The organism is Pseudomonas sp. P7548 (genome assembly GCF_013386585.1).
In the GTDB taxonomy this organism is placed as follows: domain Bacteria; phylum Pseudomonadota; class Gammaproteobacteria; order Pseudomonadales; family Pseudomonadaceae; genus Aquipseudomonas.
In genome coordinates this window covers 1-20,930 of record NZ_JACARO010000002.1, presented here as the reverse complement: position 1 = coordinate 20,930, position 20,930 = coordinate 1, and the positions used below count along the sequence as shown (strand labels likewise).

Below are 20,930 nucleotides of genomic sequence, written 5' to 3'. Positions count from 1 at the left end.
TTTTTTAGGCGTCTATATCGCCACTGTTATAGGGGGTTAGGCAACCCCCTCACGTATATCGCGCTTGCACCGGCCCGATTCACAACTCAAGCTATGCTTCATTCGCCAAGTGTCCGTCTAAGGAAAAGGCCCTCGACATGCGCATTCTTATCACCGGCGGCGCCGGCTTCATCGGCTCCGCCCTGATCCGTCACCTGATCCAACACACCGAGCACGAAGTGCTCAACCTGGACAAGCTCACCTACGCCGGCAACCTCGAGTCGCTGACCAGCATCGCGTCCAATAGCCGCTACGAATTCGTGCAGGCCGACATCATCGACCAGCCAACCGTCAGCGCCGTACTGGCCCGCTTCGAGCCCCAAGCGATCATGCACCTGGCTGCCGAGTCTCATGTCGACCGTTCCATTGACGGTCCGTCGGACTTCATCCAGACCAATATCGTCGGCACCTACAGCCTGCTGGAAGCCACCCGCGCCTATTGGCAGAAGCTCGATGAGCCGGCCAAGCGTGCGTTCCGCTTCCACCATATTTCCACCGACGAGGTGTACGGCGACCTGCATGGCGTGGACGACCTGTTCACCGAAACCACCCCTTACGCACCAAGCTCGCCTTACTCAGCCAGCAAAGCGGCCTCCGACCACCTGGTACGCGCCTGGCAGCGCACCTACGGCTTGCCGGTGCTGTTGACCAATTGCTCGAACAACTACGGGCCGTTCCATTTCCCCGAAAAACTGATCCCGCTGGTGATCCTCAACGCCCTCGCGGGCAAGCCTTTGCCGGTGTATGGCGACGGTCTGCAAGTGCGCGACTGGCTGTTCGTCGAAGACCATGCAAGGGCGTTGCTCAAGGTTGTCACGGAAGGCGTAGTGGGCGAGACCTACAACATCGGCGGCCATAACGAGCAAAAGAACATCGACGTAGTACGCGGCATCTGCGGCTTGCTGGAAGAGCTGGCGCCCCAGCGCCCGGCCGGCGTCGAAAAATTCACCGACCTGATCACGTTCGTCAAGGACCGTCCGGGCCACGACCAGCGCTATGCGATCGACGCCAGCAAAATCGAACGTGAACTGGGCTGGGTTCCGCAGGAAACCTTCGAAACAGGCCTGCGCAAGACCGTGCAGTGGTACCTCGATAATCTGGAATGGTGCCGCAGGGTCCAGGACGGTAGCTATCAGGGCGAACGTTTGGGCAACACCGACTTGAAGGATCTGATTGCATGATAAAGGGAATCGTATTGGCCGGCGGTTCCGGCACCCGTTTGCACCCCATTACCTTGGGCGTGTCCAAGCAACTGTTGCCGGTGTACGACAAACCGATGATCTATTACCCGATCTCGGTGCTGATGTTGGCTGGCATCAAGGACATCCTGGTGATTTCCACGCCACTGGACTTGCCCCAGTACCGTAACCTGCTGGGTGATGGCAGCCAGTTCGGCGTGCGCTTCACCTATGCCGAGCAGCCGACACCGGACGGCTTGGCCCAGGCCTTCCTGATCGGTGAAGAATTCATCGGCGAAGACCCAGTGTGCCTGATCCTCGGCGACAACATCTTCCATGGCCAATACTTCGGCGACCAGTTGCGTACTGCTGCAGAACGCCCATCCGGCGCCACCGTGTTCGGCTACTGGGTCAAGGACCCGGAGCGCTTCGGCGTGATCGACTTCGACAAGGAAGGCCGTGCCCTGTCCATCGAGGAGAAACCGGCCAAGCCCAAGTCGCCGTACGCCGTCACCGGCCTGTACTTCTACGACAACGACGTGATCAAGATCGCCAAGGCGGTCAAGCCTTCGCCCCGTGGCGAGTTGGAGATCACCGACGTCAACAACGCCTACCTCAAGCGTGGCGATCTGCACGTAGAACGCTTCGGCCGCGGCTTTGCCTGGCTGGACACCGGCACCCACGACAGCCTGCTCGAAGCGTCGACCTATGTGCAGACCATCGAGCATCGCCAAGGCCTGAAGGTCGCCTGCCTCGAAGAAATCGCCTACGAAAACGGCTGGATCGACCGTGACCATCTGCTGGAGCGCGCCAAGTACTTCGGCAAGACCGGCTATGGTCAATACCTGTACTCGTTGGCCGGAGAAAACCAGTGAATGTTGTTGAAACCTCTTTGCCCGGCGTACTGATCCTCGAACCCAAGGTGTTCGGTGACGAGCGCGGTTTTTTCTACGAAAGCTTCAACGCCCGGGCCTTTGAAGCGGCCACCGGGCTCAAACGCGACTTTGTGCAGGACAACCATTCACGTTCGCAGAAGGGCGTGTTGCGAGGCCTGCATTACCAACTGGAACACACCCAGGGCAAGCTGGTGCGCGTCATCGCCGGTGAAGTGCTCGACGTTGCCGTGGACATTCGCCGCAGCTCGCCGAACTTCGGCCAGTGGGTGGGGGTGCGCCTGTCGGCACAGAACAATCGCCAGCTGTGGGTGCCGGAAGGCTTCGCCCACGGGTTTGTGGTGCTGAGCGACCACGCCGAGTTCCTGTACAAGACCACCGACTACTACCAGCCAAGCGCTGAGCGCAGCATTCTCTGGAACGACCCGACGCTGGCCATCGACTGGGAACTGTCCGAAACGCCGCAGTTGTCGGCCAAGGACCAGGCCGGCAAGCCCCTGATGGAAGCCGACCTGTTCCCATGAAAATCCTCATTACCGGCCAGCACGGCCAAGTCTCCCGCGAACTGCAACAGCGGCTCCAGGGCCTGGGCGAACTCATCGTGCTGGGGCGCGACCAGTTGGACCTGGCAGACGCCGAGCAGATTCGCCAGCACGTACGTGCCCAGCGCCCCGACCTGATTATCAACGCTGCGGCCCACACCGCTGTGGACCTGGCCGAGAGCGAACCCGACGCCGCCTTTGCCATCAACGCCATCGCGCCCGGCGTGCTGGCCGAAGAAGCCAAGGCCCTGGGCATTCCGTTGATCCACTACTCCACCGACTACGTGTTCGACGGCAGCAAGCCCGCGCCCTACACCGAAGCCGACACGCCCAACCCCCTGGGCGTCTACGGCCAGAGCAAGCTGGCGGGCGAGCAGGCGATTGCGGCGGTGGGCGGCGAATACCTGATCCTGCGCACCAGCTGGGTGTACGCCAACCACGGCAAGAACTTCCTGCTGACCATGCAACGCCTGCTGCCAGAGAAGCCGCAGATGCGCATCGTGGCCGACCAGATCGGTGCGCCGACCTGGGCCGGGAGCATCGCCAACAGCACCCGCGCGTTGATCGAGCGCTGGCAGGCAGGCCAACCCGGCGCCTGGGGCATCTACCACCTGACGGCCCAGGGCGAGACCTCCTGGTTTGGCTTTGCTCAGGCCATCGGTGAGCACCTGAAAGCCCAAGGCAAAGCCTGCGCCGAGCTGGAGGCCATCCCTTCCAGCGCCTACCCGACACCGGCCAGGCGCCCGCTGAACTCACGTCTCGATTGCAGCCGCCTGCAACAGCAATGGCAGGTCAGCCAGCCGCTATGGCAAGACGCATTGCGCGAGTGTCTTGCACAGCAGCACTAGGCATAATGCGCCTGTACCCACAGGCGCACGACTCATGACTCCATCCCTTCCGCGAAGACCCCGTTGGCGCAGCCTCGCGCTGTTGGCGCTGTGCCTGGCGCCGCTGCTGTGGCCGCTGGAGCACTTGGCCGAGCGCTATTACCGCAACGAACTGGCCGGCCAGAACCGCCAGACCCTCGACCTGTACGTCGCCAACTTGCTCGGCACCCTGCACCGCTATGAAGTGCTGCCGCAGATCCTCGGCGACCTGCCCGCCCTGCGCACCGCGCTGGACGCGCCCCAGGTGAGCACCAACCTGGTCAACGCCAACCTCCTGCTCAAGGACGTCGCCGCCCAGGCCGGCGTGGAGGTGATGTACCTGATGGACACCACCGGCAAGACCCTGGCCGCCTCCAACTGGGACAAGCAGGACAGTTTTGTCGGGCGCAATTTTTCCTTCCGGCCATACTTCAGCGAAGCCATGGCCGGGCGCCTGGGGCGGTTCTTCGGCCTGGGCACCACTTCAGCCAAGCGCGGTTACTTCTTCGCCGCCGCCGTGCGCGACGGCGACACGATCATCGGCGTGCTGGTGGTCAAGGTTGACCTGGACCACACCGAAAGCCTGTGGGGCAACACCCCGGAACAACTGCTGGTGACCGACCACAACGGCGTGGTGATCCTCACCTCGCGCCCACAATGGCGGTTCCGCGCCACCCGGCCGCTGACCACCGAAGAACGCCAGGCCATCATCGCGATCCAGCCCTACCCGACCCGCGACCCACAACCACTGGCCCTGAGCAACACCGCCTGGTTGCGTCAGTCCACGGCCATCGCCGAAACCGGCTGGAACGTCGAAATTCTCGCCCCTCGTTCGCTGATCAGCCGCCCGGTGCGCACGGTGGTTGCCGTCGGCGGCGCCACCTTGTTGGTGTTGATGTTGCTGCTGGGCCTGATGATGCAGCGCCGCCGGCACTACCTGGAGCGCATCGCCTTTGAAGCCAAGGCGCGTCGCGAGCTGGAAATGCGCGTGGTGGAGCGCACCAGCGACCTGGAGGGCCTCAACCGGCGCCTCAAACAGGAAGTGCTGGAGCGTGAACACGCGCAGCAGGAACTGGTGCGCGCTCAGGATGACCTGGTGCAGGCGGGCAAACTGTCGGCGCTGGGCACCATGTCGGCCAGTATCAGTCATGAGCTCAACCAGCCCCTGGCAGCGATCCGCAGCTATGCAGAAAACGCCGAGATCCTGCTCGACCACGAACGCACCAGCGACGCCCGGGGCAACCTCAAGCTGATCAGCGAGCTGACCGGGCGCATGGCTTCGATCATCGCCCACCTGCGTGCCTTCGCCCGCCGTGACCGCCATGCGCCCGAGAGCGTGGCGCTGCAACCGGCGCTGGACGATGCGCTGGCACTGCTGGCCAAACGGCGGCGGTCAATGGAAGTCGAGCTGATCCGCGACCTGCCCGAGGCAACCCTGTGGGTACAAGCCGGTGAAACCCGACTGCGCCAGGTATTGGGCAACCTGCTGGCCAATGCCCTCGACGCCCTCACCGAAAAAGGCCCGCCGCGTAAACTCTGGTTGAGTGCCCAAACCACCGAACAGGGCGTCAACCTGTACATCCGCGACAACGGTCCGGGTTTTTGCATGGAAGCATTGGGCCGCGCCAGCGAGCCGTTCTACACCACCAAGACCCGCACCCAGGGCCTGGGCTTGGGGCTGGCTATCTGCGACACCCTGATGCGCGCCTTCGGCGGCGAATTGTTGTTCGCCAACCACAAGGAAGGCGGCGCGCTGTTAACCTTGAAATTGCGTGCCGGTTCGCCGGGCGTCAGTCTGCAACCGTCCGAGGACCGCAGTGTATGAGTATCGATAACGGGATCCAGGTGGTGTTGATCGACGACGATCCACACCTGCGTCAGGCCCTGTGCCAGACCCTGGACCTGGCCGGGCTGAAAGTCCTGACCCTGGGCGAAGCCAGCGGCCTCACCGCGCGCCTGTCCCGCGATTGGCCGGGCGTGGTGGTCAGCGACATCCGCATGCCCGGCATGGACGGCCTGGAGCTATTGGCCGAACTGCACGGCCAGGACCCGGAGCTGCCCGTGCTGCTGATTACCGGCCACGGTGATGTGCCGCTGGCGGTACAGGCCATGCGCGCCGGCGCGTATGACTTCCTGGAAAAACCGTTTGCCAGCGATGCCTTGCTCGACAGCGTGCGCCGCGCCCTGGCCCTGCGCCGCCTGGTGCTGGACAACCGCAGCCTGCGCCTGGCCCTCAGCGATCGCCAGCAACTGAGCACGCGCCTGGTGGGGCATTCCCCGCAGATGCTGCGCTTGCGCGAGCAGATTGGCGCGCTGGCGGCGACCAAGGCCGATGTGCTGATCCTTGGCGAAACCGGTGCTGGTAAAGAGGTGGTGGCGCGTGCGCTGCACGATCTATCGAGCCGACGCAGCGGGCCGTTTGTGGCGATCAACGCCGGTGCCCTGGCCGAGTCCGTGGTGGAAAGCGAACTGTTCGGCCATGAGCCTGGTGCCTTTACCGGCGCGCAAAAGCGCCGTATCGGCAAGTTCGAGTTTGCCAACGGCGGTACGCTGTTCCTGGATGAAATCGAAAGCATGAGCCTGGATGTGCAGGTCAAGCTGCTGCGCCTGTTGCAGGAACGCGTAGTGGAGCGCCTGGGCGGCAATCAGCTGATCCCGCTGGACATCCGTATCATCGCCGCCACCAAGGAAGACCTGCGTCAGTCCGCCGACCAGGGCCGCTTTCGTGCCGACTTGTATTACCGTCTCAACGTTGCGCCGCTGCGCATTCCGCCGCTGCGCGAGCGGGGCGAAGATGCGTTGATGCTGTTCCAGCACTTTGCCGACGAAGCCAGCAGCCGCCACGGCCTGCCGCTGCACGAGCTGCAGCCGGGCCAGCGCGCACTGCTGCTGCGCCACAGCTGGCCGGGCAATGTGCGGGAACTGCAAAACGCCGCCGAACGATTTGCCTTGGGCCTGGAGCTGGCCTTGGACGCGACACCGGACAACCCGTCTGCCGGCGTGTTGACCTCCACCAAAGGTGGCCTGAGCGAGCAAGTCGAGCAGTTCGAAAAAAGCCTGATCGCCGCCGAACTGACTCGCCCCCACAGCTCCCTGCGCAGCCTCGCCGAAGCCCTGGGCGTGCCGCGCAAGACTTTGCACGACAAACTGCGCAAACACGGCCTGAACTTCGCCGACAGCGCCAACCATGGCGCCGACGACGAATGACCCACCCCACTCGCCACGAGGCCCCCATGAGCCGCGACAGCCGTTACCTGGAATCCATCCTTCACCACGACATCCCCCTCACCCGGGAAATGGGCCTCAAGGTGCTCGACTGGCAACACGGCCAATTGCAGCTGCACCTGCCCTTGCAAGCCAACATCAATCACAAGAGCACCATGTTTGGCGGCAGCCTCTATTGCGGTGCCGTGCTGGCGGGCTGGGGTTGGTTGCACCTGCAATTGCGTGAGGAAGGGATTGAAGACGGGCACATCGTGATTCAGGAGGGGCAGATCAGCTACCCGCTGCCGGTGACCCGGGACGCGACGGTGGTGTGCCAGGCACCGGAGGAGAAGGTGTGGAAGCGCTTTGTAGCGACCTACAAGCGCTATGGTCGTGCGCGGCTGACGCTGGAGACGTGGATTGTGAATGAAGGCAGTGAGGAGCATGCCGTAGCGTTTACTGGCCAGTACGTCCTGCACCGTTAACCGCCACAACACAAAATAACTGTGGGAACTGGCTTGTGTGGGAGCGGGCTTGCTCGCGAATGCGGTGTGTCAGTCACCAGATATCTGGCTGACACTCCGCTTTCGCGAGCAAGCCCGCTCCTACATTTTTGATCTGCTGTGGCTTTAAGAACGGGCCAGGGTCAGCAACCGCTCACGCCATGCCGCCTTGGCCGGCAATGCCAAAAAGAACGGGTTCAACAACGACGCCCGCGCCGGATAGCTGAACGGCTCGCCACTCAACTCCAGCACTTCGCCGCCCGCCCCTTCCAGCACGCCCTGGGCTGCTGCGGTGTCCCATTGCGACGTCGGCGCCAACCGTGGGTAGCAATCGGCGCTGCCTTCGGCCAGCAGGCAGAATTTCAGCGAGCTGCCGATATTCGCCAGTTTCAGTTCCCCCAGGCCTTCGCTCAAACCATCCAGCAAACGCTCCTGCTCGGGGCTGGTGTGCCGACGGCTGGCAACCACGGTAAAGGCCTCGCCGGCGGCTGGCGTCTGGCGTACCTGAATCTGCTTGGGCGCCTCATTTACATCGGAACGCCATGCCCCAAGACCGGCGCCGCCAAAGTAGCAACGGCCGCTGGTGGGCATCGACACCACGCCAAATACCACGCGGCCTTGCTCGATCAGGGCGACGTTGACGGTGAACTCTTCGCTGCCGGAAATGAATTCCTTGGTGCCATCCAGCGGGTCCACCAACCACCAACGCTGCCAACCGGCGCGCACGCTCTGGTCGATATCGGCGTCTTCTTCAGACAATACGGGAATACTCGGGTCCAGCGCGGTGAGCCCGGCGAGGATCAGATGGTGAGCGGCCAGGTCTGCCGCCGTCACCGGCGAGTCATCAGACTTGGACGTGACAGCCACGTCGGCCCGCCAATATGGAAGGATCGCTTCACCCGCCTGACGCGCCAGCTCGATCACGGGGGCAATAAACGGGTGGCCTAAAAACAGTTCGCTCATGCGATAAACGCTCCACGCTGGGTCAACAGGTCTCGTACCAGGTACAGCGCGGCCAAGGCGCGGCCTTCGCTGAATTGCTCGTTTTGCGCCAGTTGCGACAACTCCCGCAGGTTGACGCGGTCAACCCGCATCGGCTCGGGCTCGTCACCCTCAAGGCGCTCTTCATAGAGGTCGGTGGCCAGCACCACCTGGATTTTCTGGCTCATGTAGCCTGGCGACAGCGAGAGCTCGGTGAGGTGTTCCAATTGGCGCGCGCCATAGCCCGCCTCTTCCTTGAGTTCACGATTTGCCGCCGCCAGCACATCCTCGCCGGGCTCGATCAGGCCCTTGGGCAGGGACAACTCATATTCATCCGTGCCGCCGCAGTATTCTTCCACCAGCAAGGCGTGATCGGCGTCGATCATTGCCACGATCATCACTGCGCCATAACCGGCACCGCGGCCCACCAGGCGTTCGTAGGTTCGTTCAACGCCATTGGAAAAGCGCAATTGCACTTCCTCCACGCGGAACAAACGGCTACTGGCGACTATTTCGCGGGCGAGGACGGTGGGTTTCTGGCGCATAAGCGGCTCCTTGGCGTGATCGGGTTACTATACCGTGGCTTTTCCGATTGTCTGTGTCGGATATCTTTACTTACATGAGAACCGCCCATGCCCTCTCTGCCCTGGCACGCCATCGACACCGTCCTGCTGGACATGGACGGCACTTTGCTCGACCTGCATTTCGACAACCACTTCTGGATGGAGCACCTGCCACAACGGTACGCCGAGTTGCACGGTGTGAGCCGCGCCATGGCCGAGCTGGAGTTGCAACCTCTGTTCGAGCATAACGCTGGACAGTTGCAATGGTATTGCCTGGATTTCTGGACCACCGAACTGAAGATCCCGGTGCGCGACCTCAAGCTGGAAACCGCCCACCTGATCGCCCTGCGCCCGGACGCCGACACCTTCCTGGCGGCGATCAAGCAGGCTGGCAAGCGGGTGATCCTGATCACCAACGCTCATCGCGATTCGCTGTCATTGAAGTTGGAACGCATCGAATTGGCGCCGTATTTCGAAAGGTTGATCAGCTCCCACGATTACGGTTTCGCCAAGGAAAACCCGCAGTTCTGGGATGCTCTGCAAGCCGACATCGGCTTCGACCCGGCGCGCAGCCTGTTTATCGATGACACCTTGCCGATCCTGCGCAGCGCCCGGGACTTTGGTGTGGGGCATCTGCTGGCGGTAAGAGAACCGGACAGCAAAAAAGGGCCAAAGGACACTGCAGAGTTTGCAGCCGTCGAAGACTATCGAGACCTCATTGCCGGACTCTAAACCTATGTGACCCAATAACCATGCGGGAGCCGGGCTTGCCCGCGATAGCAGAGTGTCAGGCAAGACCTCTCTACCTGATCCACCGCTATCGCGGGCAAGCCCGGCTCCCACATAAGCCAGCACCCACCTCTCGTAGGCGTGTTACTCAGGAATACGCAACGTCTGCCCTGGGTAAATCTTGTCCGGGTGGGACAGCAACGGCTTGTTAGCCTCGAAGATCTTGTTGTACTGGTTGGCGTTGCCATACACCGCCAGGGAAATTGCGCTCAGTGTGTCGCCCTTTTTCACTACGACGAAACGGGCGGCGGCAACCGCCGGGCCGGAGACGGTAATCTGATCCTCGACACTGGCCACCCCGGCAATATTGCCTGCCGCCAGGATGATTTTTTCTTTCTCTTCCTGGCTGGCCACTTCACCGCTGATCGTCACCTTGTCACCGTCGACGGTGGCATGCACGTTCGGGTTGCCCAGCCCCACGTCCTCAATGTGCTTTTTAAGATCTTCGCTGGCGTTGGCGTTGCCTGGCGTCAACAGCTTGACCAGCTTTTCGCCGGCCTCTTTCACAAAGCTGAAAATACTCATGTTTGCTCTCCTTGGGGTTTAGGTTCCAGATGCCAAAGACTAGACCAGTCCTACAGAACCTGGTTCCAGCCCGACCAATGACCAGACGACTCCTACACGCGTTAGAATCCCCTCGCTATTGGAGCAAGCCCACGGAGCGAAGATGGACATCAAACAGCTGAAATTCCTCATCGCCCTCGACGAAACCCGTCACTTCGGCCAGGCGGCAGCGCGTTGCCATATCACCCAGCCGACCCTGTCGATGCGCCTGCGCAACCTGGAAGAGGAACTGGACCTTCCCCTGGTCAACCGGGGACAGCGCTTTGAAGGGTTTACCGCGCCGGGCGAACGGGTGCTGGCGTGGGCCCGCACCGTGCTCGCGGCCTATGATGGCTTGCAGGCAGAAGCCGCTGCCTGTCGCGGCAACCTGGTGGGCACATTGCGGTTGGGGGTGGTGCCGCTGTCGAGCTTCGACCCTTTGGCCCTGATGCAGCAGTTGCACAAAGAACACCCCAGCCTGCGTTTTGAGCTGTCGGCGCTGAGCTCCGAGCAGATCCTTGAGCAGCTGGCCAGCAATCGGCTGGACCTGGGCGTGTCCTACCTGGAACGCCTGGACAACGAGCGCTTCGACTCCTTGGCCTTGGGCGAAACCCGTATGGGCCTGCTGTATGACCAGCGGTTTTTCAGCTTCGGTGACACGCCGTTGAGCTGGGAAGCGCTGATCGAGCTGCCGCTGGGCATGCTCACCAGCGGCATGCACTTTCGCCAGTCCATCGACCACAACTTCCACAGCCGGGGGCTCAACCCACAACCGCTGCTGCAAACCGACGCCGTCCATCAGTTGTTACAAGCTGTGCACGGCGGGCTGTGCTGCGCGGTGATGCCGCTGGAAGGGGGGCTCGATGCGCTCACCGAACACCTGCGCCTGCAACCGATCGAAGACGCCCATACCCTGGCGCGCCTGGGGCTGATCATGCGTCGCAGTGCCCCACGCTCGGCGCTGGCCGAAGCCTGTTTCGCGCTGTTTCAGAAATCGCAAAACGAGTCTTGATCGACGTCATCTATCGGTAGATCAGTACTGGCAATTAGACGCGACGCTTTGTCGCGCCTAGTCTAAACACTGATCAATCCGTCGGTGGTACTGCCCCATGAACGCCAAGCGCCCAGTCTGCGCGGCGCCTGCCTCTGAGACGCCCGCGCCTGCCGCCAGCCAGAGCTACCAGTATTGCAATCTTGAACACACTGAAGTCGCCAGCACCGCGTTGGCTGAAGAAGTGGCGTTGGCGATTGCCTATAACGACATCAGCCAAGCGGTGATGCTGGTGACGCCGACGGACCTGGAAGACTTCATCGTCGGCTTCAGCATGGGCAGTGGCATTATCGCCGACGTTAGCGACATTTATGACCTGAAACTCAGTGGTTCGGGCTCGGCCCAATACGCCCAGGTCCAGATTTCCAGCCGTGCCTTCTGGAACCTCAAGCAGCAGCGCCGACAGTTGGCAGGCACCAGCGGCTGTGGCTTGTGCGGCGTGGAAGCCGTGGAACAGGCCCTGCCGGACCTCCAGGTGTTGCCGGGTGCCCCCTTGCCACCGGCCGCGTGGCTCGATGGGCTGCGCCAGCGCATCAGCGCCTTTCAGCCCCTGGGCCAGTACAGCGGCGCCGTGCATGCGGCGGTGTTCATGAACGGCCAGGGCGAATTGCTGCTGGGCCGTGAAGACATCGGCCGGCATAACGCCCTGGACAAATTGATCGGCGCGTTGATCCGCCAAAAGATTTCGACCGAAGGTGGCCTGGCAATTGTCACCAGCCGTTGCAGCCTGGAATTGATCCAGAAAGTCCTGCGCGCGGGCATCCAGACCCTGGTCAGCCTGTCGTCACCCACCGGCCTGGCCTTGCAATGGGCGCGCCGGCACAACCTCAACCTCATCCACCTGCCGCAGAAAAGCGCGCCGCGGGTCTATAGCCCAGCGATGGAGTACCAACCATGAGCATGCACCATCAAGCCGACCAAACCCCAACCCCGCGCTACAAGCCCTACAAAGGCCCGGCCGGTGGCTGGGGCGCACTGATCAGCGTGGCGCAGGCCTGGTTGACCAGCGACAACGCGCTGAAAAACCTGCGCATGATGCTCAAGACCAACCAGAACGGCGGTTTCGACTGCCCGGGCTGCGCATGGGGCGACTCGCCGGAAAGCGGCATGGTGAAGTTCTGCGAGAACGGCGCCAAGGCCGTGAACTGGGAAGCCACCAAGCGTCGCGTCGACGCGGCGTTCTTCGCCAAGCACAGCGTCACTGCGCTGCTGGAGCAAAGCGACTACTGGCTGGAGTACCAAGGCCGCCTGACCGAACCGATGCGCTACGACGCCGAAACCGACCGCTACCAGCCCATCAGTTGGGAAGCCGCGTTCGACCTGGTAGGCAAGCACCTCAACGCCCTGCCCAGCCCGGACATGGCCGAGTTCTACACCTCGGGCCGCGCCAGCAACGAAGCGGCGTATTTGTACCAGCTGTTCGTGCGCGCCTACGGCACCAACAACTTCCCGGATTGCTCGAACATGTGCCACGAAGCCAGTGGCGTAGCCCTGGCGCAAAGCGTGGGCGTCGGCAAAGGCACCGTGACCTTCGATGATTTTGAACATGCCGATGCGATCTTCGTATGGGGCCAGAACCCGGGCACCAACCACCCGCGCATGCTCGAACCGCTGCGCGAAGCGGTGAAGCGTGGCGCCCAGGTGGTGTGCATCAACCCGCTGAAAGAGCGCGGCCTGGAACGTTTCCAGCACCCACAGCACCCGCTGGAAATGCTCACCAACGGTGACAAGCCGACCAACACCGCCTACTTCCGCCCGGCACTCGGCGGCGACATGGCCATCCTGCGTGGCATGGCCAAGTTCCTGCTGCTGTGGGAACGCCAGGCCCAGGCCGAAGGCAAGGAAGCCGTGTTCGACCACGACTTCCTCAACGAGCACACCGCCAACGTGCTGGAGTACCTGGGCAAGATCGACGACACCTCCTGGGATGAAATCGTCGAGCAGTCCGGCCTGACGCTGGTGGAGATCGAGCAAGCGGCGCGCATGTACGCCAAAGGCAAGAACGTGATCATGTGCTGGGCCATGGGCATCACCCAGCATCGCCATTCGGTGCCGACCATCCAGGAAATCGCCAACCTGATGCTGCTGCGCGGCAATATCGGCCGCCCTGGCGCCGGCCTGTGCCCGGTGCGTGGCCACAGTAACGTGCAGGGTGACCGCACCATGGGTATCAACGAGCGCCCACCGGTGGCGTTCCTCGATTCCCTGGAGCGTCGCTTCCAGTTCCAGGTGCCGCGTGAGAACGGGCACAACGTGGTCGAAGCGATCCACGCCATGCTCGAAGGTCGTTCCAAAGTGTTCATCGGCCTGGGCGGCAACTTTGCCCAAGCCACCCCAGACAGCCCGCGCACCTTCCAGGCCCTGCGCAATTGCGACCTGACCGTGCAGATCAGCACCAAACTCAACCGCAGCCACCTGATGCACGGCAAAGACGCGCTGATCCTGCCGTGCCTGGGCCGTACTGACATCGACATCCAGGCCGACGGCCCGCAAGCGGTGACGGTGGAAGACTCGTTCAGCATGGTTCACGGCTCCAACGGCCAGTTGCAGCCGCTGTCGAAATTCATGAAGTCCGAGCCTGCCATCCTGGCCGGTATCGCCGCCGCCACCCTGGGCAGCAAACCGGTGGATTGGAATTGGCTGGTGGCCGACTACGGGCGCATTCGCGACCTGATTGCCGACACTATCCCGGGCTTCAAGGACTTCAACGAGAAGATCAAAAACCCAGGTGGGTTCTACCTGGGCAACGCGGCCGGCGCCCGCCGCTGGAACACCCCGTCGGGGCGCGCCAACTTCCGCCCGAACATCCTGCCCAAGGATTTGATCCACGAGCGCACCCACGCGACGGGCAAGGTGCCGGACCTGATCATGCAATCAATGCGCTCTCACGATCAGTACAACACCACCATCTATGGCCTGGACGATCGCTACCGTGGCGTGAAAGGCCAGCGTGACGTGCTGTTCGTCAATGAAGCCGACATCATCCGCCTGGGCTTCAAGCCAGGGCAGAAGGCCGACATCGTGTCGTTGTGGGAAGACGGCCGCGAGCGCCGCGTGAAAGGCTTTACCTTGCTGGCGTTCGATATTCCTGCGGGGCAGGCGGCGGCTTACTACCCGGAAGTGAACCCACTGGTGCCCCTGGAAAGCACCGGCGATGGCAGCCATACGCCAACGTCGAAATTCGTGGCGATTCGCCTGGAAGCAGCAAGCGACAACGGCTTGATTATGGCCCGCTCGGCCTGATCACCCTTACAACTGTAGGAGCCGGCTTGCCGGCGATGCGGCCCTTAAGCCTTGCGTTGATTGCACCGACGCCATTGCCGGCAAGCCGGCTCCTGCAGTGAGTGCTCCCATGCAGGCAACGGGAACGATGCCGGGTCAAATTCCGGGCATAAAAAAGGCCGCTTTTGCATAAAAGCGGCCGTTCCGAAGTAGCTAAAGACCTGCAAAAATCACTTAAGTTCCCCATAAAAAACAGCAACTTAGTAAATTGTATACAACTGCTGCCACCGGTCGGATTTCGATTGTCAGCGTCTCGATACAACCTCAGGATCGCGCCGTCATCCTCTTGAGGTCTCCCTATGAAGTTCTCCTCGATTCTCTTGTTGTCCCTTGGCCTGGTCAGTGGCGCAGCCATGGCCGGTGGCACCACCGAAGCCGGTGTGGGCGGCGCATTGGGCGGGGTTTTGGGTTCGGTTGTCGGCCAGCAGATCGGCGGCAACACCGGTTCGGCCATCGGCGCAGCCTTGGGCGGCGCAGGCGGCAGTGCGGTCGGCGCTGACAAGCGCAGCCGTGGCGAAGCGGCCATTGGTGGCGCGTTGGGCGCAGCCGGTGGCAACGTGGTCGGCCGCAGCATGGGCGGCAGTACCGGCAGCCTGATCGGCGCAGCCGCGGGCGGCGGTGCAGGTGGCGCGCTGGGCAACTACATGGGCAACAAGAGCGATGACGACGACCGCCGCTATCGTGGGCGCGATAACCGCCGCTATGACCGTGATGACCACCATGGCCGCGGGCATGCCTATGGCCACCGCAAGAACAAGCACCACTACCGTCACCGGTAAGAGCTAAAGAACACGATCAATCCCTTGTAGGAGCTGGCTTGCCGGCGATAGCAGAGTGTCAGCTGATACTTAGTTGGCTGACCCACCGCCATCGCTGGCAAGCCAGCTCCTACAGTGGGTATTTGTTATGTTCAAAGAACCACCAAGCGCTGCAACGCTTCGCGCAACATTCCCGGAATCGTCACCGGCTGGTTCGTCCCCCGATCCACGAAGACGTGCACAAAGCGCCCCGCCGCACAGGCCTCTTCTTCGCCCTGCTTGAACACCGCCAATTCGTACTGCACTGAGCTGTTACCCAGCTTGCCCACCCGCAGGCCGATTTCGATGCGCTCGGGAAAGGCGATCGACGCGAAGTAATCGCACGCCGAACTCACCACAAACCCCACCACTTCACCGTCATGAATATCCAACCCACCCTGTTCGATCAGGTAGGTGTTCACCGCCGTGTCGAAGAAGCTGTAGTAGGTCACGTTATTCACATGGCCATACACATCGTTGTCGTGCCAACGCGTGATGATCGGCTGGAAGTGAGGGTAATCGGCACGTTGTGGCACGGAGTCTGGCATGGGCATATCTCGTGAAGGGGGGGTTCAAAGGTCGTTCAAATGGGCTTGGGCCCACTCGCGCACCTCGGCGTAGGGGTAGTCCTCAAGTGCGGCAAAACCCGGAATGCCCCGCGCTTTCAGCTTGGTGAAAAGCGGCACGCTGATACCGCCAAGGAAACGTGTCAGCCGTTCCGCGCCCGGCAATTGCCCCGTGTGCTCATGATGCCTGTGGATAAAATCACCGCACAGCCCCAGGAAGTTTTTATCCACAAGCGGCGGCAAGCCGGGTGGTGGCGGCAGATGTGCAACGTCGCCATGGCATACAGAGCAATGCCCACAACGCTGGGGCGCATTTTCATCGCCAAAATACTGAGCCAGGCGTTGCCCCAGGCAATGTTCGGTGGCGAACAGATCGAGCATCGCGTGAATTCGCGCTACCTCGCCCACCTCGTGCTGCTTGAAACCTGTGTATAACTCGGCGCTCAACACCTCTGGATCAAAATCGGTATCCAGCAAGCTGTAGACCTCGGTCATCTGCTTGCTTTCCAGCTCGATCAGGCCCTGCTCCTGGAAGTAATCCAAGGCCTTCACCACCCGGCCGCGCTCGGCATTGTGCTGTTGGTGCAGCGCGTCGAAATCCACCGTCGCCCAGGTTTTCGCCCGCTTGCACACCTGGATAATCGCTGCGACAAACTGCTGCCGCTCGCCCGAAAAACGCGCCAGCAAGGCGTCAGGTTCAATCAAGTACTTAAAACGGTATTCGGCATAAAACGCATAGCGCGGCGCAATCACCCCTTTAAGCTCCAGTTGCACCAATAGCGTCTTCAACGGGAGCTCACGGATGTTGCTGTGGTCCGACAGCGACCTCAGCAAGAACTCCCACTGTCCATCGCCCCGCGCAGCCTGCAACTCCTCCAGTACACGTTGAATACCCTCCAGTTCGGGCGTGTCGCCGTACACGAAGTTTTCCAGCACGTTGAGGCTGTCACGATTGGCCAGCACCAGGCAGTCGGAGGGTTGCCCATCCCGCCCGGCCCGGCCGATTTCCTGGCTGTAGTTCTCGATGGACTTGGGCAGATCGAAGTGCACCACATTGCGGATGTCGCTCTTGTCGATGCCCATGCCGAACGCAATGGTGGCAACGATGCAATTGGAACGTCCGCCCATGAAGCGCTGCTGGATACCCTCGCGTTTATCGTGGGGCAAACCGGCGTGATACGCCTCGGCCTGGATGCCGTTGCGGTTCAGGTGCTCGGCAATCTGCTCGGCGGTTTTTTGCAAGGTGACATAGACGATGCTTGGCTGATCAGCGCGTTCACTCATCCACTGCACCAGCCGACGACGCTTATCCGCGCCGCTGACCGGCTCCACCAACAGGTTGAGGTTGGGCCGATAGAAGCCCGTGGTCACCACATCGCCCGGCGCAATGGCGAACTTGGCCTGCATGTCGGCAATCACCTTAGGCGTGGCGGTAGCCGTCAGCAGCAGGGCTTGTGGGATATTGAACTGGCGCTGGTAGTCCGGCAGCTTCAAATAGTCCGGCCGGAAGTTGTGGCCCCACTCGGAAATACAGTGCGCCTCATCCACCACCAACAACGAGATCTGCACGCTTTGCAGGAAGTTGCGGAAGCGTTCGTTCTTCAAGCGTTCTACGGAGATCATCAGGATTTTCAGCTCGCCTGAACGCGCACGGGCCATCACGTCATTGGCCTCATCGCGGCTCTGGGCCGAATCGATACTGCCCGCCGAAATGCCGTGGCGCTGCAAGAAACCGAGCTGGTCCTGCATCAACGCCAACAGGGGTGAAACCACCAATGTCAGATGCGGCAGCAACACCGCCGACAGCTGGTAACACAAGGATTTGCCTGACCCGGTTGGGAAAATCGCAGCTGCCGAACGGCCGGCCAGTACCGCGCTGACGGTTTCTTCCTGGCCCAAACGAAACTGTGGATAACCAAAGACCTGCTGGAGGGTGTCGTGCATAGGCTGTCACTCCGTTGACCGCTGAAGGAGTCAAAAACATAGATCAGCGATCGAAAAAAGGTCATGGATAAACGCTACAAACTGATACAGAGAAAACCTGCAAGCCCGCGCAAAAACGAAGACAGTAGCACGCCAGATCACCTACCCCCGACATGGAGTCGTGAATGTCTCGATGCACACTGTTTTCACCGCAGCACCTCGTCATGTTCATGCTGTCGTTGTTACTGCTGGGCTGTGCAAACGCCCCCGCCCGAACGCCTGCCGAGGAGGACGCACAGCGTTTCGAAACGCCCGAATACCTCGCACAAAAAGCCCTGGTGATCGTTAAAGCCTCCTCTCTCTACGCGCGAGGCGGCACCGGCCAGGGCATCAACGTTGCGCTGATCGACTCAGGCCTCAACCAGGCGCTACCCGAGTTTGACGGGCGTGTAGGCGAACCGGGCTACGACTTCGTGAGACAGCAGCCAGGCACCCTCGACATCAAGGGCCACGGCACCCAGATGGCCGGTATTCTCGCCGCAAACAAGAATGACCAGGGCATCCACGGCATCGCCTTCAACGCCAAGTTGATACCCATGCGTTTCGGTGATGACCGGGAGCCGTTCTACTTCGACAATGAAATCGCCCAGGCCTGGAAGCTCGCCTCTACCCGAGGCGCACGCATTTTCAGTAACTCTTGGGCAAATCCCATTGAAGCCAACACCAACGAGGTTCCCGTCTATGAGCGCCTGATGGGTGACTCATTGGGCGTGGCAAGAAAGCTGGTGGCCGAAGGCGCAGTGTTCGTTTTCTCAACGGGCAACGAGGTCAAGCGTGAACCGCTCGCCGAACCAGGCCTTCCAGCGCTGGTGCCCGAACTGGAGAAAGGCTGGATTGCCGTCATGGCCCTTAAGAACGACGGCACGGCCATCAATCTCAAATCCAATTATTGTGGCCTCGCCGCACGCTGGTGCATCGCGGTGCCAGGGGGCGACGGTGGCGCAGGGTTGTTGACCACCTACAAGGATGGCAGCTACGGACCAACCGCCGGCACCTCGCCAGCCGCTGCGTTGGTCAGCGGTGCCTTGGCGGCATTGCAAAGCCGCTTTCCGGAAATGACGCCGCAACAAGTGCGTGAGCGCCTGCTCAGTACGGCGAATCGAACGGGTATCTATGCCAACAGCGAAGCCTATGGGCGAGGGTTGATGGACCTCGATGCAGCCTCACGTCAGTAGCCATTGCCCAAACAAACAACGCGCCACCGGGGCGCGTTGTCGGTAACGTGTGTCGCTATTGATCAGCGGTTCTGCACCCGCTCAATCGCGGTGTCGTACACCGGGTTGGCCTTTTGTTCCTTGGCCAACTGGTAGTGACGCAACGCATCGGCAAACTGCCCCGCCGCTTCATAGATCCGCGCAATGTTGTAATAAGCGCCAGCGCGCACCGTCGCAGCACTTGCACCGGTTGCCAGGGCGATGGCCTTGCGGTTGGCCCAGATCGATTCGGCCGTGTTGCCGGCTTTTTGATACGCCAGGCCCAGGTTGCCATAGGCCTTGCCGAAGCCATTGTCCAACTCGATCGCCTGACGGAACAGGTCGATGGCCTGGTCGAGGTTACCCGCCTGGTAGGCCGCTTCACCCTGGACGTTCAGACGTTTCGCATCGGTCTGTGCGGAAGAGCTGACCGCAACTGCGGTAACGGCCACGCTGTCATCCAGCAGCGGCTTGACTTCGTTCAGCACATTCGCGGCATTCACGGTCACGCCGCTGAAGGTATTGATGTCCTGGAAGTCGCCGCTGCCGGTCATGCGGAATACCGTCCACAGGTTGCCGCTGCGGTTTTTCGGCACGTAGTAAGTACGCACCAGGGATTGGCCCATGTACACGAACACCTTGGCCTCACTGTTGGACAGTTGACGCGAGCCTGGATTACCCCCGTTGGTGTAGTCATGTACGGCATACACGTAGCTTTCGCCGTAGTGCTTTTTCTGCAGGGTGATGGTTTCCGGGCCATAGCTGTCGGTGTCATCCACATCCAGCTCGGCATCGTTGCCGTTCTTGTTCTCGAAGTAGATGTTGTTGCCTGGGAAGATCATGTGGGAGTCGAGGTCTTCCGGGGTCTTGCCCCAGGTCAACACCACGCGCAGGCCGTCGAGGTTTTCCATCACCGGGCTGATGGCGTAGGTCATGCCCTTGCATGGGCATTTCACCACCAGGTTGGAATAGCCGGGCTTCTTGATAATCAGCAGGTTGGTGGAATCATCAGCGGCTTCACTGGTCAACGTGACCTGACCCTGGGCGTTGGTGCGACCCACCACGTTTTGTGCGCCATTGCGCTGCAGCAACACTTCGGCATCAGCGATTTTCTGGTCTTTCACCACCGCACTCAGCACTTCAATCGGCAATTGCTCGGCCTGGATGGAAAAAGCGACCGCACACAATGACATCGCCGACGCGACACGACGCAAACCCATGCTTAACTCCCTTTAAGTAGTGGACGGAATCGTCCTGCAAGATTTTGCGGAGAAACATACGCTGAATTCAGGCTGATGGAGGAATTTTTGTACAAAATGTGACGTAGTTTTTATCGCATCCAACACCCACTTCTGGCTCCTCCGGCTCTGAGTAAAAACGATCAATTTCACCCAGAGAATCCCCATCAAACCAAAAATCGGAAGCCTCCGTAAGAAACCATCCAGTACCGCACCAGATGTTTCCCAAACTGCTTAAATCTCCCTGCGCCTACTCTACAAAATTCACCTTCGCCTAACCGAAACTAGCGGCCTTTCAATAACTCCGACAAAAATCTGTGAACATCGAAAGGGCGCATATATCGGCCATTACGGCGTCATCTTCACAGTGATGCGCTTGATCATCTTGCCTGGCAATCGACATGCATTGGCAAGCCTTTGCCTCTTGGCAGCGGGGTGGCTAATGCGATGACCGAATACAGGTACTGGATCGGTCTGACACTCATCTTGACCATTTCCGCTTTAGTCGAAAAAACATTCAAGCGTCCCCGGCTCAGAAAAAGATGGGGGCTGGTCCTTGTGATAACCGGTCCGACACTCTTATTCTGCGCCCCCACCTGGATAAAGGAATTACAGGTGGAGAGCCTGCCTATCATCGCTTTTGTAACGGGTATTGCGATGTTAGCCAGCCACAACAAATACCGCTTCCACCGCCCCCTTCCCCCTCACCCACTCCTGCG

At 61.0% G+C, this 20,930-nt stretch carries 19 protein-coding genes and 1 pseudogene; 14 read left to right on the top strand and 6 right to left on the bottom strand.

Annotated elements, in window-relative coordinates:
* Nucleotides 1-137 precede the first annotated feature (137 nt).
* The 7 genes from rfbB to HX803_RS00670 are packed head-to-tail and all read left to right on the top strand — an operon-like array spanning nt 138 to nt 7,207.
* Entirely contained in the window at nt 138-1,220 is a 1,083-nt protein-coding gene (gene rfbB, locus HX803_RS00700; RefSeq protein WP_178918510.1) for a dTDP-glucose 4,6-dehydratase, read from the top strand.
* Nucleotides 1,217-2,092, top strand: a complete 876-nt coding sequence (rfbA, locus tag HX803_RS00695; RefSeq protein ID WP_178918509.1) for a glucose-1-phosphate thymidylyltransferase RfbA — start codon at nt 1,217-1,219, stop codon at nt 2,090-2,092. The genes rfbB and rfbA overlap by 4 nt, the downstream gene beginning before the upstream one ends.
* Complete coding sequence (gene rfbC, locus HX803_RS00690) at nt 2,089-2,634, top strand: dTDP-4-dehydrorhamnose 3,5-epimerase (RefSeq protein WP_178918508.1); 546 nt, start codon at nt 2,089-2,091, stop codon at nt 2,632-2,634. Before rfbA ends, rfbC begins: the two co-directional genes overlap by 4 nt.
* On the top strand, nt 2,631-3,500 hold the full coding sequence (gene rfbD, locus HX803_RS00685; RefSeq protein WP_178918507.1) for a dTDP-4-dehydrorhamnose reductase: 870 nt from the start codon (nt 2,631-2,633) through the stop codon (nt 3,498-3,500). Before rfbC ends, rfbD begins: the two co-directional genes overlap by 4 nt.
* Before the next feature lie 34 nt (nt 3,501-3,534).
* Nucleotides 3,535-5,343 (top strand): ATP-binding protein, encoded by a 1,809-nt coding sequence (locus tag HX803_RS00680; protein ID WP_176997336.1) that lies wholly within the window; start codon nt 3,535-3,537, stop codon nt 5,341-5,343.
* Nucleotides 5,340-6,725 carry a sigma-54 dependent transcriptional regulator gene (locus HX803_RS00675; protein ID WP_178918506.1) on the top strand — a complete coding sequence of 462 codons (1,386 nt, stop codon included), beginning with the start codon at nt 5,340-5,342 and terminating at the stop codon, nt 6,723-6,725. The genes HX803_RS00680 and HX803_RS00675 overlap by 4 nt, the downstream gene beginning before the upstream one ends.
* 26 nt (nt 6,726-6,751) lie before the next feature.
* The gene (locus tag HX803_RS00670; RefSeq protein WP_178918505.1) at nt 6,752-7,207 is read left to right on the top strand and encodes a YiiD C-terminal domain-containing protein; all 456 of its coding nucleotides are present in this window, start codon (nt 6,752-6,754) and stop codon (nt 7,205-7,207) included.
* 144 nt (nt 7,208-7,351) lie between these two features.
* Here the strand turns inward: HX803_RS00670 and cysQ are convergent, their stop codons facing one another.
* A complete protein-coding gene (gene cysQ / locus HX803_RS00665; RefSeq protein WP_178918504.1) occupies nt 7,352-8,188 on the bottom strand; it encodes a 3'(2'),5'-bisphosphate nucleotidase CysQ in 837 nt (278 codons plus the stop codon).
* The gene (nudE, locus tag HX803_RS00660; RefSeq protein ID WP_176997340.1) at nt 8,185-8,751 is read right to left on the bottom strand and encodes an ADP compounds hydrolase NudE; all 567 of its coding nucleotides are present in this window, start codon (nt 8,749-8,751) and stop codon (nt 8,185-8,187) included. The genes cysQ and nudE overlap by 4 nt, the downstream gene beginning before the upstream one ends.
* A gap of 87 nt (nt 8,752-8,838) precedes the next feature.
* Here nudE and yrfG point away from each other — a divergent pair, with 87 nt between their 5' ends.
* Nucleotides 8,839-9,501: a GMP/IMP nucleotidase gene (gene yrfG / locus HX803_RS00655; protein WP_178918503.1), complete on the top strand. Its 663-nt coding sequence runs from the start codon at nt 8,839-8,841 to the stop codon at nt 9,499-9,501.
* A gap of 141 nt (nt 9,502-9,642) precedes the next feature.
* On the opposite strand, the gene lysM is transcribed toward yrfG, so the two are convergent.
* On the bottom strand, nt 9,643-10,083 hold the full coding sequence (gene lysM / locus HX803_RS00650) for a peptidoglycan-binding protein LysM (RefSeq protein WP_176997342.1): 441 nt from the start codon (nt 10,081-10,083) through the stop codon (nt 9,643-9,645).
* A 142-nt stretch (nt 10,084-10,225) separates the two neighbouring features.
* Between lysM and HX803_RS00645 the strand changes: the two genes are divergently transcribed.
* The 4 genes from HX803_RS00645 (at nt 10,226) to HX803_RS00630 (ending at nt 15,213) form a co-directional block, all read left to right on the top strand.
* A complete protein-coding gene (locus HX803_RS00645) occupies nt 10,226-11,113 on the top strand; it encodes a LysR family transcriptional regulator (RefSeq protein ID WP_178918502.1) in 888 nt (295 codons plus the stop codon).
* Nucleotides 11,114-11,210: 97 nt separating this feature from the next.
* Nucleotides 11,211-12,050 carry a formate dehydrogenase accessory sulfurtransferase FdhD gene (gene fdhD, locus HX803_RS00640; RefSeq protein WP_178918501.1) on the top strand — a complete coding sequence of 280 codons (840 nt, stop codon included), beginning with the start codon at nt 11,211-11,213 and terminating at the stop codon, nt 12,048-12,050.
* Nucleotides 12,047-14,395 (top strand): FdhF/YdeP family oxidoreductase, encoded by a 2,349-nt coding sequence (locus HX803_RS00635; protein WP_178918500.1) that lies wholly within the window; start codon nt 12,047-12,049, stop codon nt 14,393-14,395. Before fdhD ends, HX803_RS00635 begins: the two co-directional genes overlap by 4 nt.
* Nucleotides 14,396-14,733: 338 nt before the next feature.
* Nucleotides 14,734-15,213, top strand: coding sequence for a YMGG-like glycine zipper-containing protein (locus HX803_RS00630; protein WP_178918499.1), 480 nt, complete (start codon nt 14,734-14,736; stop codon nt 15,211-15,213).
* Nucleotides 15,214-15,344: 131 nt separating this feature from the next.
* Here HX803_RS00630 and HX803_RS00625 read toward each other — a convergent pair whose 3' ends face one another.
* A complete protein-coding gene (locus HX803_RS00625) occupies nt 15,345-15,779 on the bottom strand; it encodes a thioesterase family protein (protein ID WP_178918498.1) in 435 nt (144 codons plus the stop codon).
* Nucleotides 15,780-15,803: 24 nt separating this feature from the next.
* Nucleotides 15,804-17,741 (bottom strand): ATP-dependent DNA helicase RecQ, encoded by a 1,938-nt coding sequence (locus tag HX803_RS00620; RefSeq protein ID WP_178918497.1) that lies wholly within the window; start codon nt 17,739-17,741, stop codon nt 15,804-15,806.
* A gap of 164 nt (nt 17,742-17,905) precedes the next feature.
* On the opposite strand from HX803_RS00620, the gene HX803_RS00615 reads away from it, so the two are divergent.
* Nucleotides 17,906-18,955 carry a S8 family peptidase gene (locus HX803_RS00615; RefSeq protein ID WP_178918496.1) on the top strand — a complete coding sequence of 350 codons (1,050 nt, stop codon included), beginning with the start codon at nt 17,906-17,908 and terminating at the stop codon, nt 18,953-18,955.
* Between the two features lie 62 nt (nt 18,956-19,017).
* On the opposite strand, the gene HX803_RS00610 is transcribed toward HX803_RS00615, so the two are convergent.
* A complete protein-coding gene (locus HX803_RS00610; RefSeq protein ID WP_178918495.1) occupies nt 19,018-20,193 on the bottom strand; it encodes a tetratricopeptide repeat protein in 1,176 nt (391 codons plus the stop codon).
* Between the two features lie 465 nt (nt 20,194-20,658).
* On the opposite strand from HX803_RS00610, the pseudogene HX803_RS32570 reads away from it, so the two are divergent.
* A pseudogene (locus HX803_RS32570) lies at nt 20,659-20,930 on the top strand (hypothetical protein); the annotation flags it as partial.

Coding starts and splice junctions, on each gene's coding strand:
- rfbB (WP_178918510.1), top strand. CDS start 138: ATGCGCATTCTTATCACCGGCGGCGCCGGCTTCATCGGCTCCGCCCTG.
- rfbD (WP_178918507.1), top strand. CDS start 2,631: ATGAAAATCCTCATTACCGGCCAGCACGGCCAAGTCTCCCGCGAACTG.
- rfbA (WP_178918509.1), top strand. CDS start 1,217: ATGATAAAGGGAATCGTATTGGCCGGCGGTTCCGGCACCCGTTTGCAC.
- HX803_RS00635 (WP_178918500.1), top strand. CDS start 12,047: ATGAGCATGCACCATCAAGCCGACCAAACCCCAACCCCGCGCTACAAG.
- HX803_RS00680 (WP_176997336.1), top strand. CDS start 3,535: ATGACTCCATCCCTTCCGCGAAGACCCCGTTGGCGCAGCCTCGCGCTG.
- HX803_RS00620 (WP_178918497.1), bottom strand. CDS start 17,741: ATGCACGACACCCTCCAGCAGGTCTTTGGTTATCCACAGTTTCGTTTG.
- HX803_RS00625 (WP_178918498.1), bottom strand. CDS start 15,779: ATGCCAGACTCCGTGCCACAACGTGCCGATTACCCTCACTTCCAGCCG.
- HX803_RS00630 (WP_178918499.1), top strand. CDS start 14,734: ATGAAGTTCTCCTCGATTCTCTTGTTGTCCCTTGGCCTGGTCAGTGGC.
- yrfG (WP_178918503.1), top strand. CDS start 8,839: ATGCCCTCTCTGCCCTGGCACGCCATCGACACCGTCCTGCTGGACATG.
- cysQ (WP_178918504.1), bottom strand. CDS start 8,188: ATGAGCGAACTGTTTTTAGGCCACCCGTTTATTGCCCCCGTGATCGAG.
- nudE (WP_176997340.1), bottom strand. CDS start 8,751: ATGCGCCAGAAACCCACCGTCCTCGCCCGCGAAATAGTCGCCAGTAGC.
- HX803_RS00645 (WP_178918502.1), top strand. CDS start 10,226: ATGGACATCAAACAGCTGAAATTCCTCATCGCCCTCGACGAAACCCGT.
- HX803_RS00615 (WP_178918496.1), top strand. CDS start 17,906: ATGTCTCGATGCACACTGTTTTCACCGCAGCACCTCGTCATGTTCATG.
- lysM (WP_176997342.1), bottom strand. CDS start 10,083: ATGAGTATTTTCAGCTTTGTGAAAGAGGCCGGCGAAAAGCTGGTCAAG.
- HX803_RS00610 (WP_178918495.1), bottom strand. CDS start 20,193: ATGGGTTTGCGTCGTGTCGCGTCGGCGATGTCATTGTGTGCGGTCGCT.
- fdhD (WP_178918501.1), top strand. CDS start 11,211: ATGAACGCCAAGCGCCCAGTCTGCGCGGCGCCTGCCTCTGAGACGCCC.
- HX803_RS00675 (WP_178918506.1), top strand. CDS start 5,340: ATGAGTATCGATAACGGGATCCAGGTGGTGTTGATCGACGACGATCCA.
- HX803_RS00670 (WP_178918505.1), top strand. CDS start 6,752: ATGAGCCGCGACAGCCGTTACCTGGAATCCATCCTTCACCACGACATC.